We start from the raw sequence: 14,021 nt of genomic DNA, 5'->3' as shown, positions 1-14,021 counted from the left end.
AGAGGGGAACCTTTCAGACCTATGGGCGAAACCGCCACATCCGAGCCGACCGGTCCGAGCCGCACCGCCATCGATACCGCCTTGCGGTCCATCATGTCCGACGTGCTGGCACTCGATCCCGAGCAGGTTGCCGAATTCGACGGCGATACCGGGTTGTTCGGCCACCTGCCGGAACTCGACTCCATGGCCGTCGCAACACTTCTCACCGAGATGGAAGACCGCCTCGATATCATCATCGAAGACGACGACGTCGACGGAGAAATGCTGGAGACCTACGGCGCTCTCCTGGCCTTTGCCGAAGCCAAGGTCATCGAAGGCTGAGCGCGCTTTCCCATGTTTCTTGAATGGCCCGCCCCGCTTCCCGATGGCGGGACGAGCATGGAAATGGCGGTCTCAACTGCCCGCAAGGCCACTCCCGACCTGCTGATAATCCCGCCGCTGTTCGACGAGGCCAACCGCATGCGCGCGCAGCTCGTCCTGTTGATGCGCACCTTGCAGGATCTCGGTGTAACCAGCGTCATGCCAGACTTACCGGGAACGAACGAAAGCCTTCAGCCTCAGGCCGCGCAAACCCTGCCGGCATGGCGCGAGGCAGTCATTTCTGCGGCCGATCATTTTGGCGTGAGCTGCGCACTCTTCGTAAGATCGGCCTGTGCCCTCGACAACGGCGCGGTTTCTGCCTTCCATTACGCCTCGCACGATCCCGCGAAACTGCTGCGCGCCATGGCACGTGCGCAGAGCCTTGCCGAGAAGGAGGCAGGCAACCACCGCAGCCCCTCGGAAATCCTCGATAGCGCCCGCGCAAGTGGAGGTACCATTGCGGGTTGGCAGATCGGGCCTGCCATGGCGCAGCAGCTTTGCGATTCCCAAACGGACCAGAGCGACGGGGTCACGCCTATCGCACATGAGGAAATCGGAGGGCGCGCGCTCTGGCTAAGCAGCGAGGGCGGTATAGACGAAAAGCAGGCGAAAGCCCTCGCCGCTGTCGTCGCACAAGAGGCTGGAGCCTCATGAGCCGCCTCCATCTTGCCTTCCACTGCGGCGGGTTGAGCCTTGGCGGAACGCTCGACAATGCGCCCGGCACGACCGGATTGCTGATCGTGACAGGAGGCCAGGAGCCGCGCGCGGGGGCGTTCGGATGGCAGGCACGACTTGCTGCCGAAGTCGCCAAAGCTGGTTTTCCGGTCTTCCGTTTCGACCGGCGCGGGATCGGCGATAGCGAAGGCGAAGATCGCGGATATGAGAAGTCGCGCAAGGACATCGCCTCCGCACTACAGGCGTTTCGCGCGCTCTCGCCCCAGGTGAACCGTGTGGTCGGTTTTGGCAATTGCGATGGTGCCTCGGCGCTTATGCTGGCCGAGGGTGCCGGGTTCGATGGTCTCGTACTGAGCAACCCTTGGGCGATTGCTGACAGTTCTCAGACGCTACCGCCTGCCGCCACTGTACGATCGCGCTATCTCGCAAAGCTCGGCAAGCCGAAGGAAATCTGGCGCCTGCTGAGCGGCAAGGTCAACCTTGAGAAGCTGGCAAGCGGTATCCGGCACGCGTCCGGAAGCGGCCAGACAACCAATCCCCTTATCGCCCCGCTCCGCGAGGGTCTTTCCCAATTCGAAGGGAATGTCCGCTTCCTCATCGCCGAAAACGACCGCACTGCGCAGGTTTTCGCTGCAGATTGGGGCCACGACGAGCGTATGGCTATCTGCAGTTCGGCCGGCCATGCCTATGCCGAACCGCACGCCCGGGAATGGCTGAGGACACAGGTACTGGCCGCGCTGCGGTCCTAGCGGGTGAAGTAGCTGGTAAGCTCTACATGGGTCGACCAGCGGAATTGACCCACCGGACGTAACGCCTCCAGCTTGAAGCCGGCATCGATCAGCGTCTTCGCATCGCGCGCCCAGCTTGACGGGTTGCAGCTCACATAGACCACCCGTTCGATTTCGCTCGCGGCGATTTGTGCGACCTGCTCCCGTGCCCCTGCACGGGGCGGATCGAGGAGGGTGGCAGAAAACTTAGATATCTCAGCGGCTTGCAATGGATTCCTGAACAGGTCTCTATGCATAGCGTGTACAGCGATGCCGCGGCTGTTGGCGGCCGACTTGCAAGCGAGATGCGCGTCGCGCGCCGCTTCTGCAGCAAGAACCTTGGCCGGACCTGCGAGAGCGAAAGCGAATGTCCCGAGGCCTGAAAAAAGGTCGGCTACCGTGCTCGCCCCTGCCAGCCAGCGCTTCGCATCGGCGAGCAACACCTCTTCCCCGTCCGTCGTCGGCTGGAGAAATGCGCCTTGCGGCAGGCCGACCGGGACCTCGCCGAGCGAAATCGTCACGGGTTCGGGCTCCCAGACAGCTTCCGGACCAAATCCCTGGTCCAGCGAGAGACGCGCAAGGGAATGCTCCCGCGCAAAGTCCAGCAGGGCTTCGGTGGCTGCCAGTCCGTCAGCCTCGATCCCCGTGATGGCGCAATCGATGCCCTGGTCGGCAAGGGTCAGCGAAACATCCACCGGTCCACGTTCGGCATGGCTGGCGACCAGCTTGCGAAGGGGTGCGACCAGCGCAAACAGGCGCGCATCGAGTATCTCGCATTGCTGCATGTCGACGATGCGGTTGCTGCGCGCCTCGCGAAATCCGATGACCGCGCCCTTTGCCGCCTTGAGCGCATGGAGGGTCGCACGCCGCCGCGAGCGCGGCGGTGAAAGGTGGGTCGGCAGGACCTCCCCGATATCTATCTCCTGGCCCCGGGCCGCATTGACCACTCGGTCGGTCACGAATTGCATGAGGGCCGTTTCATCCGCGTGCTGGAGTTGGCACCCGCCGCATTTGCCGAAGTGACGGCACGGTGGCGTCACGTGATGTGGACCGGCCTCGATCGATCCATCCGGCGTCACTGTGTCCCCGGTGACGGCACCCGCAATGTGCCTGCCCGACTGTGTGACGCCGTCGCCCTTGGCGGCAATACGGACGATTTCCTCTGTCTCGCTCATAAGAACGACGCCATGGCCGGTTTGACGCAATGTGCAAGCTGCAAGGCGGTAAAGGCCGGACCGGCGAGGCGCGCTGCTTCGTGATGCAACCAGACAGCGTCCTGCGCCGCCTCCATAGGACTACGCGATCCGGCGAGGCGGGCCGCGCATATCCCAGCGAGCACATCCCCGGACCCGGCCACCGACAGCCAGCTGCTTCCTTGCTGGAAGAACACCGTAGTGCCCTCACCCACCAGGATCGTGTCCGGCCCCTTGGCCAGGACCGTCAGGCCTGTCGCCGCCGACAAAGAGCGTACCCGATCGAGCTTGCCAATCGCTTCGACGCCGAAGGCTTTGCACAATGCCGCCAGTTCGCCCTCGTGCGGCGTCAGCAGAAGGCGGGACGGATCGACACCTTCGAGAATGTCGTCGTCGAGCAGGTGAAGCGCATCGGCGTCGAGTACGCATTGCCTGCCTGACGCCAAAGCTGCTGCCAGTCTTTCGCGCGAGGTCCCGCCCCGACCCAGTCCTGGTCCGACCAGCAAAGCATCGATGCGATCGTCTACCAGCGCTTCATCGAGATCGTCTTCGACGATCACCAAGTCGGCCGGTGCGTCCGGATGCGATCGGTCGCTGAAAAGCTTCACATAACCTGCACCCGCGCGCATCGCTGCTTCGCAGGACAAGAGCGGCGCGCCGGGCATTTCGCCGGCCACAACGGCGACGAGGCCCCGCGTATATTTGTGCGCACCCGCTGCCGGTGCCGTGAGCATAGGCCGGTTTGAGAGGACGCCATGTGCGTTGTCGAGCGACAAGCCGAGATCGACCAGCTTTTTCGCGCCCATCATCGCCATGGACGGCATCAGGAAATGCGCCTGCTTCCACGCACCCAGTGCAAGCGTCAGGTCGTATCGCGGCATAGGTCCGAGAGTGGAACCGCAATCGCTTCGCACAGCGCTTGGGACATCGATTGCAATTTTAAAACAGTCACTTGAAGATAGTTCTTCGAGCAATTCGCGAAATACTCCTTCGACTTGCCGCGACAGGCCGTAGCCGAAGAGGCAATCGACCACGATTGCATACTCGAACGGACCCTTCTCGCGCGTGTTACCCCCGAACCGGCTACGGGCCGTTCGGGCAGTATCCGTCGAGGGTTCGACCGGTGCGATGACGTCGACATCGTATCCCCGGGAACGCAAATCCTCGGCGATCACATATCCATCGCCGCCATTGTTTCCCGGACCGCACAGGACGGTGACCGGTCTGCCGCCTGCCGCGCGATGCACCCATTGGGCGGCGCCCTGCCCGGCCTTGAGCATCAGTTCCCATTCGCTGGTATCCGCAGCCATCGCCGCTTTCTCGGCCGCAACCATTTGCGCGACGGTCAGGACGGCTTCACTCACCGACCGGCTCCTTCCAGCGATAACGGTCGTTCTCGATCGTGAGGACGACCCAGTCGCCCTGCCGCTCACTACTCGCCTCCCCGGCACCGTCGCCTACGTCGAAACCGGCAGGGCTTTCGGACAGGGCGAGACGGCGGAAGCCACCATCGGGATGGCGCACGACGAATTCGGCGTTAGCGCCCGGTATTTCCTCGGACAGGCGACATTGGCGGACGAATTCATCCGAGCCATTGAGAGCACATTCGATCGCGATACCGCCCTGTTCGGCAATACCGGGAGCAGCCTCTGGCTCGGGCGAACAGGCCGCGAGAAGACCGATGGCGAGGGTCGGGAGCACTAATCTCATTGCTGGCGGCGCTGCCACTTCGTGCGCCAAGGTGCAAGCGTGCTCGGCTCAGCGGCGCCTCAGCTGATCGACATCGCGAATTGCACCGCGCGCAGCCGAAGTCGTCATTGCGGCATAGGCCTTCAGCGCCGGAGAAATGGCGCGGGGACGCTCGTTCGCAGGCTGCCAGGCATCATCGCCCTGCTCATTCATCGCCGCACGCCGCCGTTCCATCTCGCCTTCGTCGATCATCAGGTTGATCGTGCGGTTCGGGATGTCGATTTCGATCCGGTCGCCATTTTCGACGAGTGCGATCTCACCTCCCTCTGCCGCTTCGGGCGAGACGTGGCCGATCGACAGACCTGAGGTGCCGCCCGAGAAACGACCGTCGGTGAGCAAGGCGCAGGCTGCCCCCAGCCCCTTGGATTTGAGATAGCTGGTCGGGTAGAGCATTTCCTGCATGCCGGGCCCGCCGCGCGGCCCCTCATAGCGGATGACGACCACATCTCCTGCGACCACCTGTTCGGTGAGAATGGCAGTGACGGCGTCATCCTGGCTTTCGTAGACTTTCGCCGTTCCGGAAAAGGTCAGGATGCTCTCGTCGACACCGGCGGTCTTCACGATGCACCCGTCGCGGGCGATATTGCCGTACAGAACGGCAAGGCCGCCATCCTGGCTGAAGGCATGCTCTGCGCTGCGGATGACGCCCTTCTCGCGGTCGAGGTCGAGCGATTCCCAGCGCCGCGACTGGCTGAAGGCGGTCTGCGTGGGCACACCGCCCGGCGCCGCGGAGAAGAACTCGCGAACCTTGTTGTTCTGCGTGCGGCCGATGTCCCAATCGTCCAGCGCATCGCCCATCGTGGGGCTGTGCACCGTGGGCAATGCCGTATGTAACAGCCCTGCTTTCTCCAGTTCGCCGAGGATCGACATGATCCCGCCCGCACGGTGGACGTCCTCCATGTGCACGTCATCTTTTGCGGGGGCGACCTTGGACAAGCACGGCACCTTGCGGCTGAGGCGGTCGATGTCCTTCATCGTGAAATCGACCCCTGCCTCGTGCGCGGCGGCAAGCAGGTGGAGTACGGTATTGGTCGACCCGCCCATGGCGATATCGAGGCTCATCGCATTTTCGAAGGCTTCGAAACTGGCGATGCTGCGGGGAAGGACGCTGGCGTCGTCTTCCTCGTAATAGCGGCGCGCAAGGGTCACGATCAGCCGCCCTGCACGCTCGAACAGGCCTTGGCGATCTGCGTGGGTTGCGAGTGTGGAACCGTTGCCGGGCAGCGAAAGACCCAGTGCCTCCGTCAGGCAGTTCATCGAATTGGCGGTGAACATGCCTGAGCACGATCCGCATGTCGGACAGGCGGAGCGTTCGATCTCGGTCACCTGCTCGTCGGTGTAGGAATCGTCGGCGGCGGCCACCATTGCATCCACGAGGTCGAGCGCCTTCTCCTTGCCGTCGAGCACGACCTTGCCGGCTTCCATCGGTCCGCCCGATACGAATACGGCAGGAATGTTGAGCCGCATCGCTGCCATCAACATGCCCGGAGTGATCTTGTCGCAGTTGGAGATGCACACCATCGCGTCGGCGCAGTGGGCATTGACCATGTATTCCACGCTGTCGGCGATCAGGTCGCGACTGGGCAGCGAATAGAGCATCCCGTCGTGACCCATCGCGATCCCGTCATCGACGGCGATGGTGTTGAATTCCTTGGCGACGCCGCCGGCCTCCTCCACCTGGCGCGCGACCAGTTGGCCGAGGTCCTTGAGGTGCACGTGGCCCGGCACGAATTGGGTGAAACTGTTGACGATGGCGATGATCGGCTTGCCGAAATCCTCGTCCTTCATGCCTGTCGCCCGCCACAGGCCGCGCGCTCCGGCCATGTTGCGGCCATGAGTGGTGGTGCGTGAACGATAGGCGGGCATGGCAATCTTCTCCGTCTGGAGCCCTAGCCCTAGCAGACAGATCGATGCGGGATAACGGGTATTCGGCGGCAGATTTACCGCAGATCGCCCAAGTTGGGCTTTAGGCGCGCGCTGCTATCAGACTTCGAGAGCGACGCGGCCCATGACATCGGCCAGCATAACAGCCCAGCGAGCCTGTCCCGCCTCGTTGGCGATCTGGTCCTGGCGGATTTCGACCGTGCAATAGGGAATGCCCGCAGCCTCCGCGTGGCGATCCATCGTGGCGTTGAGTTCCTTGCCCGAATAGGGCTCGTTATCGCCGACGGTCAGGCCCTGTTCGCCAAACAGGCGGATTGCGTGACGTGCTGCACGGTCGTCCTGGTTGTAGAGCAGCGAGACCTCCCAGGGACGGTCCTCGTCGCTGGTTTTCATCTTCGGTGTGAAGCTGTGCAGGGCCACGATCATCCGCGGCTGCACCTTGGAAATGAGCTTGCTCAGGGCGTCATGATAAGGGCGATGGAAACGCTCCAGGCGCGCTTCGATGTTTGCGCCGATGTTGCCGGCAATAAGGCGGCCATCGCTTTCGGTCGGAACTACGGCAGGGTCGTCCTCGGTACGATGGAAGTCGCAGACCAGGCGGCTGACGCAGGCGATGTGAGCGGGGATATTGTGGCGGCGTGCAAGACGGTCGGCGATGCCCTCCACCCCGATGTCGACGGCGATGTGCTGGTCCAGCAGTGCAGGATCGATGCCGAGTTCGATATCATCGGGCACGAAATTCGACGCGTGGTCGGCAACGCAAAGCAGTCCGCCGGCTCGCAGGTCGTCCGTGCCGACCTGGCGATACGGCAAATTGTCGATCATCATCTGAGAAGGCCCTTCATCTGCCACCAGTCGGGATGCGAGGCAGCGATGGTTTCTGCTGCCGCATCCCGCGCGGGAATATCGTCGTAGAGTGCGAAACAGGTTGCACCCGAGCCTGACATACGGGCCAGAAACGGGTCGGTTCCGCGCATCTGATCTAGTATCTGGGCAATGACCGGGCACAATTCAATCGCCGGCTTTTCGAGGTCGTTGCGACCGGCGAGCGCGATTTCGCGTGCACCGCCTTGCGGTAACGGACCGTGATCTACGCCATCCCAGAGCTTGAAGACCGGCCCTGTCGCGAGTGGCTGGCGCGGATTGACCAGCAATACGGGCGTGCCGGCGAGGCTGTCGTCGGCCGGTTCGAGGTCGGTTCCGGTCCCCCGCCCAATGCACGTGCGGCTTTCGACACATGCGGGTACATCTGCGCCAAGAGCGGTTGCACGCGCATGCCAATCGTCCGGGAGGCCGTGCAATTCGCGGACGACGCGGAACACGGCACCTGCATCGGCAGAGCCGCCACCCAGGCCAGCCGCGACGGGCAGGTTCTTCTCCAGAGTGATCGAAAGCCCGCGATTGCGTGGCAATTTGCAAAGCGCCTTCGCGACGAGATTGTCGAAGGGATCGTCCAGCCCGGATGCAAACTCCCCGACAGATGAAACCGTGTCCTGCTCTGCCGGGCTTGCGGTCAGCCTGTCACCCGCATCGACGAAGGCGAACAGCGTCTCGAGCTCATGATAGCCGTCCTCGCGCCGCTTGTGGACATGCAGCGCGAGGTTGATCTTGGCGTATGCGGTTTCTTGCATAGCCTTAGGACCCCGCACGATGTGGTTTCCGGCGCGAGCCCCGCCCATTCCTTGCAAGAATTTCGAAAATGAGAACTCCAAACAAAAATAAAAGCGGGATGCCGATGAAGAATGGCACGACCACCCAACCCGGCCACATATCAGCGCCAGGGGCATGTGATATCTGCGGGTCCGATGCGAGGTAGCGGATTTCCAGTGTGCTTCCCGCCGGATCGTCCCCGACCAGAGAACACCCGCCCTTGCCGCCTTCGTATGTCACGCCCTCGACCGTAAACACGTAGTCGAACGCGCAACCACGCATCAGATTGAATTGTATCGACCTCGTCACCGTCGCCGTGGCAGCATTTCCGTTGGCGAGCACGTTTTCGCGTGAAGAGTTTTCGGCTTGTGCGGCCCAAAAGACAATGAGCAGAGGGGTCGATAAAAGAGCAAGGAGGAAGAACGAAACTGCCACCCCCTTGATCTTTTTCGCGCTGCGCTGACCGATCAACAGCAAAGCCGATCTGCGCTACATGTTCGGATAGTTCGGCCCGCCGCCACCTTCGGGCGTGGTCCATTCGATGTTCTGGTTCGGATCCTTGATGTCGCAGGTCTTGCAGTGGACGCAGTTCTGCGAATTGATCTGGAACTTGGGCTCCTGCCCCTCTTCCTCGATCCATTCGTAGACGCCGGCCGGGCAATAGCGGGTCGAAGGACCGGCAAAGACTTCCAGCTCGCTTTCGCGCTGCAATTCGCGGTCGCAGACCTTGAGGTGGACCGGCTGGTCTTCCGCATGGTTGGTGTAGCTGTAGGCCACGTTGGTCAGGCGGTCGAAGCTGAGCACGCCGTCGGGCTTGGGATAGGCGATCTTCTTGTGCAGGTCGGCCCGCTCGAGCGTTTCGTAGTCACGATGGTGCTTCATCGTGATCGGCAGGCCGATCTTGAGCGTGCGCATCCACATGTCGATACCAGCAAGCACGGTACCAATGTCGCCGCCGTATTTCGCAACGGCAGGCTGGGCGTTCTTCACCAGCTTGAGCTCGTCCGCGATCCAGCTCGAGCGCACGGCCTCGTCGTAATCCATCAGTTCGGTGTGTTCGCTACCCGCTGCGACGGCGGCTGCGATGCTTTCGGCTGCCAGCATACCGCTCTTCATCGCGGTGTGGCTGCCCTTGATGCGCGGCACGTTCACGAAACCGGCTGCACAGCCGATCAGTGCGCCGCCCGGGAAAGCGAGCTTGGGCACGCTCTGCCAGCCGCCCTCGTTGATGACGCGCGCGCCATAGGCCACGCGCTTCCCGCCTTCGAGCAGCTCGGCGATGGCCGGGTGATGCTTGTAGCGCTGGAATTCCTGATAGGGCGAAACATAGGGGTTCTTGTAGTCGAGCGAGGTAACGAAGCCGATCGCGACCTGTCCTGCAGCCTGGTGGTAGATGAAACCCCCGCCCCACGTATCGCTTTCCGACAGGGGCCAGCCCTGCGTGTGGATGACCTTCCCCGGTTCGTGCTTGGCCGGATCGACATCCCACAATTCCTTGATGCCGAGCCCGTAGACCTGCGGCTGGCAGTCCGCCTCCAGATCGTACTTGGCTTTCATTTTCTTGGTGAGGTTGCCGCGCGCGCCCTCTGCGAAGAGCGTGTATTTCGCATGGATTTCCATGCCGGGCTGGTAATCGCCCTTGTGGCTTCCGTCTTCGGCGATGCCCATGTCCTGCGTCACGACACCCGTGACCGCGCCCTTGTCGTCGAACAGGACTTCTGCAGCCGGGAAGCCCGGGAAAACCATGACGCCAAGCCCTTCGGCCTGTTCGCCGAGCCAGCGTGCGAGATTGCCCAGCGAACCGGTGTATTTGCCTTCATTCGACATGAAGGGCGGCATCATGAATTCGGGCAGGTCCGACTTGCCGGTGGCCGAAAGGACCCAGTGATGGTTTTCCGTAACCGGCGTCTGCGCCATGGGGCAGTCCATGTCGCGCCATTCGGGCAGCAGCTCGTCGAGCGCCTTGGGATCGACCACCGCGCCGGAGAGAATGTGCGCCCCGATTTCGCTGCCCTTTTCGAGCACCACGACTTCGAGTTCCTCGTTGATCTGCTTCAGCCGGATTGCCGCTGCAAGGCCCGCCACACCGCCGCCGATGATGACGACGTCGCAGGGCATGGATTCACGTTCGCTCATGTCTCTCTCTTTTCGTCGCTATTCGCTTGCGCGATGCCTTGATTGTTGGAGCGTTCGAGGTCAAGACCTGCGCTGGACGGATGATGCACGAAAATCCCAAGCAAAACGGCGATTTCGCCACCGCAGAAGCTCTCGAAGCGGCCTTCGACTGGTGGCTGGAGGCGGGTGTCGACATGGATTATTCCGATGACACCGCCAACTGGCTGGCAGAACCCAAAGTCGAAGAAGCCGTAGCGGCGCCAAAGCCCGTCAAACGCATCGAAGAGCCCAAGCAGACGCCGGTCGAAAGGGCGTTCGAGGGAACTGCGCGATCCGTGTCCATTGGAGGCGATCGGACAGGCTGGCCCCAAGACCTCGCAAAATTTCGCGAATGGTGGCTGAGTGAACCTTCGCTTGGCCATGCGCGGGTCGAAGACCGGCTTCCCCCGCGCGGAGTCGCGAAGTCGCGCCTGATGATTATCGTGGCCGAACCCTATGGCGATGATGCTGGAGAATTGCTCTCGGGCGGCGCAGGACGCTTTGCAGCCGCAATCCTGCGGGCAATGAATATCGCCCCGCACGAGGCCTATCTGGCGAGCGCCCTACCCGCGCCCACGGCTTATCCCGACTGGAATGCTCTCGCAGCGAGCGGCCTGTCCGAAGTGCTGGCGCATCACATCAAGCTTGCCGAGCCGGAGCGCGTGCTTGCCTTTGGGCGCGGACTTGCCCCGCTCTTCGGTATCGACGCGGCACGGGCGCGTGAGGCCGGTTCGCTCGATATCGCAGGGCGCAAGGTTCCGCTGTTGCTCGCACCCGATCTCGCAGAACTTTCGCGCTCGCCGCAGCGCCGCCGCAATTTCTGGAACCGCTGGCTCGAATGGACCGCATGACCAAACGCCTGCTTATACTCGCCTGTCTCGCGTCAGCGGCAGGCACGCTCGCAACTCCGGCGATGGCGCAGTCGTCTGACAGCCTGCGTTACTTCACGCGCTCGCATTCGGCAGCATTGCCGCAACTGCTGTCGCAGGACGACCAGCTTTACTACCGCTCGCTGTTCGAGGCGATCGAGGCGCGTAACTGGGACCGCGTCGAGGTCATGCTGCAGCAGCGCAGTGACGGGCCGCTCCACGGCTCCGCGCTTGCGGCCTATTATCTCCATCCCGAAAGTCCGCGGATCGAACTGCCGCGCATCGAGGCATGGCTCGAGCGCTATTCCCGTCTTCCCGATGCGGCGGGCATCATCCGTCTGGGTCAGACCAGAGGTCTCGAAAACCCGCCTTCCCTCCCGCGCGCGCAGCAATTGTCGCGCCAGCCCTATTCGACCAAGCGCATCCTGCCGCGCACCGTGAACGACGGCACCATGCGCGACGACATCAAGAGCGCCATCCTCGAGCGCATTTCCAATGACGATCCGGATGGTGCGCGCCTTCTGCTCGACGGTGTCGATGCTTCGCTTTCCCGCGAGGCGCGCGCGGAATGGCGTCAGCGCGTCGCATGGTCCTACTACATCGAGAACCGCGACCGCGAAGCTTTCGGCATGGCACAGCTTGTCGCGCAGGGCTCAGGCGCTTGGGTCGCGGAAGGTGATTGGGTCGCGGGTCTCGCAGCCTGGCGCCTTGGCGATTGCGCGAACTCGGCCGATTTCTTCCGTCGCAGCGCCGCCGGTTCAACCAACCCCTCTCTCACTGCGGCGGCCCACTATTGGGCTTCGCGAGCGCTGGTCCGCTGCCGCCAACCGGAGAAGGCTGACGAGCAGCTACGCGGGGCCGCGCGCTTCGACGAAACGCTGTACGGCATGCTCGCACACGAACAATTGTCGCAGCAACTGCCCGGTGACCACGCCTCGCCCGATCTCACGTCCGACGACTGGCGCAGGTTGCAGGACGAGGCTGCCGTGCGCGAAGCTGTCATGTTGGCCGAAGTCGGTCGCCGCGATCTCGCCGACGAGGCACTGCGCTGGCAGGCCCGCCATATCGAGGCATCCGATTACCCTGCACTCACCCGCCTAGCCCGCGCGCTCGGTCTGGCAGGGACGCAGACCTTCATGGCGTACAATGCACCGCGCGGGGCATCGTCGCCCCCGAACCTGCGCTACCCGATCGCCTATCACGAGCCGACCGGCGGCTGGCGCGTCGATCCCGCCCTCGCCTTCGCCCATGCGCTACAGGAATCGAATTTCCGCGAGACCGTGGTCAGCCCGGCCAATGCCATCGGCCTGATGCAGATCCGCCCGATCGCCGCGCGTGAATATGCCGCCTCGATCAACATGAGCTCCAGCGCAAATCTCAAGGACGCGCGCACCAATCTCGCCTTCGGACAACGCGCGTTGCAGGCGCTGGCCGATGCCGGATACACGCGGGGCCACCTACCCAAGGTCATGGCGGCCTATAACGCGGGGCCGACGCCGGTTTCGCGGTGGAACAGCGAAATCAACGACCAGGGCGATCCGCTGCTCTGGATGGAATCGATCCCCTATTGGGAAACGCGCGGGTATGTCGCCATCGTAATGCGCAATTACTGGATGTACCTGCGCCAGGCCGAAGCCATGGCGGAAAGTCGCACTGCGCTGGCCCAGAATGACTGGCCGCAATTCCCCCGGACGCGATGAAGAGGACACGCTGATGGCGATCGACGAAAGCCTCGAGTTCAAGCCGGTGAATATCGCGCTGCTGACGATTTCCGACAGCCGTAGCGCCGCAGAAGATACTTCGGGCGATATTCTCGCCGCCCGGATCGAGGCGAGCGGCCATCGCCTCGCTTCGCGCGAGATCAGCAAAGACGACAAGAACGAGATAGCCGCGCACCTACACCGCTGGATCGACGACGAGAACGTCGATGCCGTCATCACCACCGGTGGCACAGGCCTCACTGGCAGGGACGTGACCCCCGAAGCGCTGGACCGGGTGAAGGACAAGGACATCCCCGGTTTCGGCGAATATTTCCGCTACATCAGCATCGAAAGCATCGGGACCAGCACCATCCAGAGCCGCGCCTGCGCCGTGCTGGCGCGCGGCACCTATATTTTCGCCCTGCCCGGATCGAATGGCGCGGTGAAAGACGGGTGGGACAAGATCCTCGCCTACCAGCTCGACAGTAGGCACCGTCCCTGCAATTTCGTCGACATCATGCCGCGCCTGCGGGAGCGTTAGAAGCGCCTGATCCCGGCCGCCTCTAGCGCGGCGATCAGCAGGCGATGATCCTCGCCCAGTGCATCTTTCGGGACCGGATTGAAAAAGGCCTCGGTCTGGTGGAGCAGGATCATCGTGCGGGTTTCCGACCAGGCATAGAACTCCTCGAACGGAATGCGGGCATGGCCGCGCGGGTTCGAGAAGTGAACCGCCTCGTTATCGAATTCGATCTGGTTTTCGTCACGCAGCGCGGCGCTTTGCCGATACTGCCGTCGCATGATGATGGGCGCGATCAGATAGGGGATCAGCCAGATCAGCGGGATACCCAGGACCACCAGAAGAACGGTGGTCAACCGCAAGGCGCCATCCTCGTATAGATCGAGTACCACCAGCACGGCCGCCAGCAAAATGACCGCGATGAAGAGGTAGCGCATCGGTTTTTGGAACACGCGGCGCTGAAAATAATGTCGCCCTGCCTCGGCAAGGTCAGCCTCCGCAAC

General features: G+C 62.8%; 15 protein-coding genes. 6 read left to right on the top strand and 9 right to left on the bottom strand.

All coding sequences use genetic code 11. The features are described 5' to 3' along the window. Positions 1–21: 21 nt before the first annotated feature. From LCM24_RS12340 to LCM24_RS12330, 3 genes are read left to right on the top strand one after another with little or no spacing between them, the layout of a single operon-like run. Positions 22–321 (top strand): phosphopantetheine-binding protein, encoded by a 300-nt coding sequence (locus LCM24_RS12340; RefSeq protein ID WP_090479434.1) that lies wholly within the window; start codon positions 22–24, stop codon positions 319–321. 12 nt (positions 322–333) lie between these two features. Continuing rightward, on the top strand, positions 334–1,014 hold the full coding sequence (locus tag LCM24_RS12335; protein ID WP_224804729.1) for a hypothetical protein: 681 nt from the start codon (positions 334–336) through the stop codon (positions 1,012–1,014). After that, positions 1,011–1,784 (top strand): hydrolase 1, exosortase A system-associated, encoded by a 774-nt coding sequence (locus LCM24_RS12330; protein WP_224804727.1) that lies wholly within the window; start codon positions 1,011–1,013, stop codon positions 1,782–1,784. The genes LCM24_RS12335 and LCM24_RS12330 overlap by 4 nt, the downstream gene beginning before the upstream one ends. On the opposite strand, the gene LCM24_RS12325 is transcribed toward LCM24_RS12330, so the two are convergent. From LCM24_RS12325 to LCM24_RS12290, 8 genes are all read right to left on the bottom strand, one after another. Then, positions 1,781–2,977: a class I SAM-dependent RNA methyltransferase gene (locus LCM24_RS12325; RefSeq protein ID WP_224804725.1), complete on the bottom strand. Its 1,197-nt coding sequence runs from the start codon at positions 2,975–2,977 to the stop codon at positions 1,781–1,783. The genes LCM24_RS12330 and LCM24_RS12325 overlap by 4 nt on opposite strands. Then, positions 2,974–4,359, bottom strand: a complete 1,386-nt coding sequence (locus tag LCM24_RS12320; RefSeq protein WP_224804722.1) for an NAD(P)H-hydrate epimerase — start codon at positions 4,357–4,359, stop codon at positions 2,974–2,976. Before LCM24_RS12320 ends, LCM24_RS12325 begins: the two co-directional genes overlap by 4 nt. After that, positions 4,352–4,705 (bottom strand): hypothetical protein, encoded by a 354-nt coding sequence (locus LCM24_RS12315; protein WP_224804720.1) that lies wholly within the window; start codon positions 4,703–4,705, stop codon positions 4,352–4,354. The genes LCM24_RS12320 and LCM24_RS12315 overlap by 8 nt, the downstream gene beginning before the upstream one ends. A 48-nt stretch (positions 4,706–4,753) precedes the next feature. Next, a complete protein-coding gene (ilvD, locus tag LCM24_RS12310) occupies positions 4,754–6,610 on the bottom strand; it encodes a dihydroxy-acid dehydratase (RefSeq protein ID WP_224804718.1) in 1,857 nt (618 codons plus the stop codon). Between the two features lie 117 nt (positions 6,611–6,727). Beyond that, positions 6,728–7,453, bottom strand: coding sequence for an N-formylglutamate amidohydrolase (locus LCM24_RS12305; protein WP_224804972.1), 726 nt, complete (start codon positions 7,451–7,453; stop codon positions 6,728–6,730). Next, entirely contained in the window at positions 7,453–8,259 is an 807-nt protein-coding gene (locus LCM24_RS12300) for a 4-(cytidine 5'-diphospho)-2-C-methyl-D-erythritol kinase (protein ID WP_224804717.1), read from the bottom strand. Before LCM24_RS12300 ends, LCM24_RS12305 begins: the two co-directional genes overlap by 1 nt. 4 nt (positions 8,260–8,263) lie before the next feature. Then, on the bottom strand, positions 8,264–8,749 hold the full coding sequence (locus tag LCM24_RS12295; protein WP_224804715.1) for a hypothetical protein: 486 nt from the start codon (positions 8,747–8,749) through the stop codon (positions 8,264–8,266). Between the two features lie 18 nt (positions 8,750–8,767). Next, positions 8,768–10,414 carry an electron transfer flavoprotein-ubiquinone oxidoreductase gene (locus tag LCM24_RS12290; RefSeq protein WP_224804713.1) on the bottom strand — a complete coding sequence of 549 codons (1,647 nt, stop codon included), beginning with the start codon at positions 10,412–10,414 and terminating at the stop codon, positions 8,768–8,770. An 83-nt stretch (positions 10,415–10,497) separates the two neighbouring features. Between LCM24_RS12290 and LCM24_RS12285 the strand changes: the two genes are divergently transcribed. The 3 genes from LCM24_RS12285 to moaB are packed head-to-tail and all read left to right on the top strand — an operon-like array spanning position 10,498 to position 13,542. Further along, on the top strand, positions 10,498–11,283 hold the full coding sequence (locus LCM24_RS12285) for a hypothetical protein (protein WP_224804711.1): 786 nt from the start codon (positions 10,498–10,500) through the stop codon (positions 11,281–11,283). Next, positions 11,280–13,001 carry a lytic transglycosylase domain-containing protein gene (locus tag LCM24_RS12280; protein ID WP_318247371.1) on the top strand — a complete coding sequence of 574 codons (1,722 nt, stop codon included), beginning with the start codon at positions 11,280–11,282 and terminating at the stop codon, positions 12,999–13,001. The genes LCM24_RS12285 and LCM24_RS12280 overlap by 4 nt, the downstream gene beginning before the upstream one ends. 13 nt (positions 13,002–13,014) lie before the next feature. Next, the gene (gene moaB / locus LCM24_RS12275) at positions 13,015–13,542 is read left to right on the top strand and encodes a molybdenum cofactor biosynthesis protein B (protein WP_224804969.1); all 528 of its coding nucleotides are present in this window, start codon (positions 13,015–13,017) and stop codon (positions 13,540–13,542) included. On the opposite strand, the gene LCM24_RS13110 is transcribed toward moaB, so the two are convergent. Further along, positions 13,539–13,970, bottom strand: a complete 432-nt coding sequence (locus LCM24_RS13110; RefSeq protein ID WP_224804707.1) for a YcxB family protein — start codon at positions 13,968–13,970, stop codon at positions 13,539–13,541. The genes moaB and LCM24_RS13110 overlap by 4 nt on opposite strands. Positions 13,971–14,021 lie beyond the last annotated feature (51 nt).

Source organism: Qipengyuania aquimaris, assembly GCF_020171965.1.
GTDB lineage: Bacteria > Pseudomonadota > Alphaproteobacteria > Sphingomonadales > Sphingomonadaceae > Qipengyuania > Qipengyuania aquimaris_A.
Note: the sequence above shows the minus strand (reverse complement) of the source record. Positions and strands in the feature narration are given on the sequence as shown.

Coding starts and splice junctions, on each gene's coding strand:
- LCM24_RS12340 (WP_090479434.1), top strand. CDS start 22: ATGGGCGAAACCGCCACATCCGAGCCGACCGGTCCGAGCCGCACCGCC.
- LCM24_RS12335 (WP_224804729.1), top strand. CDS start 334: ATGTTTCTTGAATGGCCCGCCCCGCTTCCCGATGGCGGGACGAGCATG.
- LCM24_RS12330 (WP_224804727.1), top strand. CDS start 1,011: ATGAGCCGCCTCCATCTTGCCTTCCACTGCGGCGGGTTGAGCCTTGGC.
- LCM24_RS12325 (WP_224804725.1), bottom strand. CDS start 2,977: ATGAGCGAGACAGAGGAAATCGTCCGTATTGCCGCCAAGGGCGACGGC.
- LCM24_RS12315 (WP_224804720.1), bottom strand. CDS start 4,705: ATGAGATTAGTGCTCCCGACCCTCGCCATCGGTCTTCTCGCGGCCTGT.
- ilvD (WP_224804718.1), bottom strand. CDS start 6,610: ATGCCCGCCTATCGTTCACGCACCACCACTCATGGCCGCAACATGGCC.
- LCM24_RS12305 (WP_224804972.1), bottom strand. CDS start 7,453: ATGATCGACAATTTGCCGTATCGCCAGGTCGGCACGGACGACCTGCGA.
- LCM24_RS12300 (WP_224804717.1), bottom strand. CDS start 8,259: ATGCAAGAAACCGCATACGCCAAGATCAACCTCGCGCTGCATGTCCAC.
- LCM24_RS12290 (WP_224804713.1), bottom strand. CDS start 10,414: ATGAGCGAACGTGAATCCATGCCCTGCGACGTCGTCATCATCGGCGGC.
- LCM24_RS12285 (WP_224804711.1), top strand. CDS start 10,498: ATGCACGAAAATCCCAAGCAAAACGGCGATTTCGCCACCGCAGAAGCT.
- LCM24_RS12280 (WP_318247371.1), top strand. CDS start 11,280: ATGACCAAACGCCTGCTTATACTCGCCTGTCTCGCGTCAGCGGCAGGC.
- moaB (WP_224804969.1), top strand. CDS start 13,015: ATGGCGATCGACGAAAGCCTCGAGTTCAAGCCGGTGAATATCGCGCTG.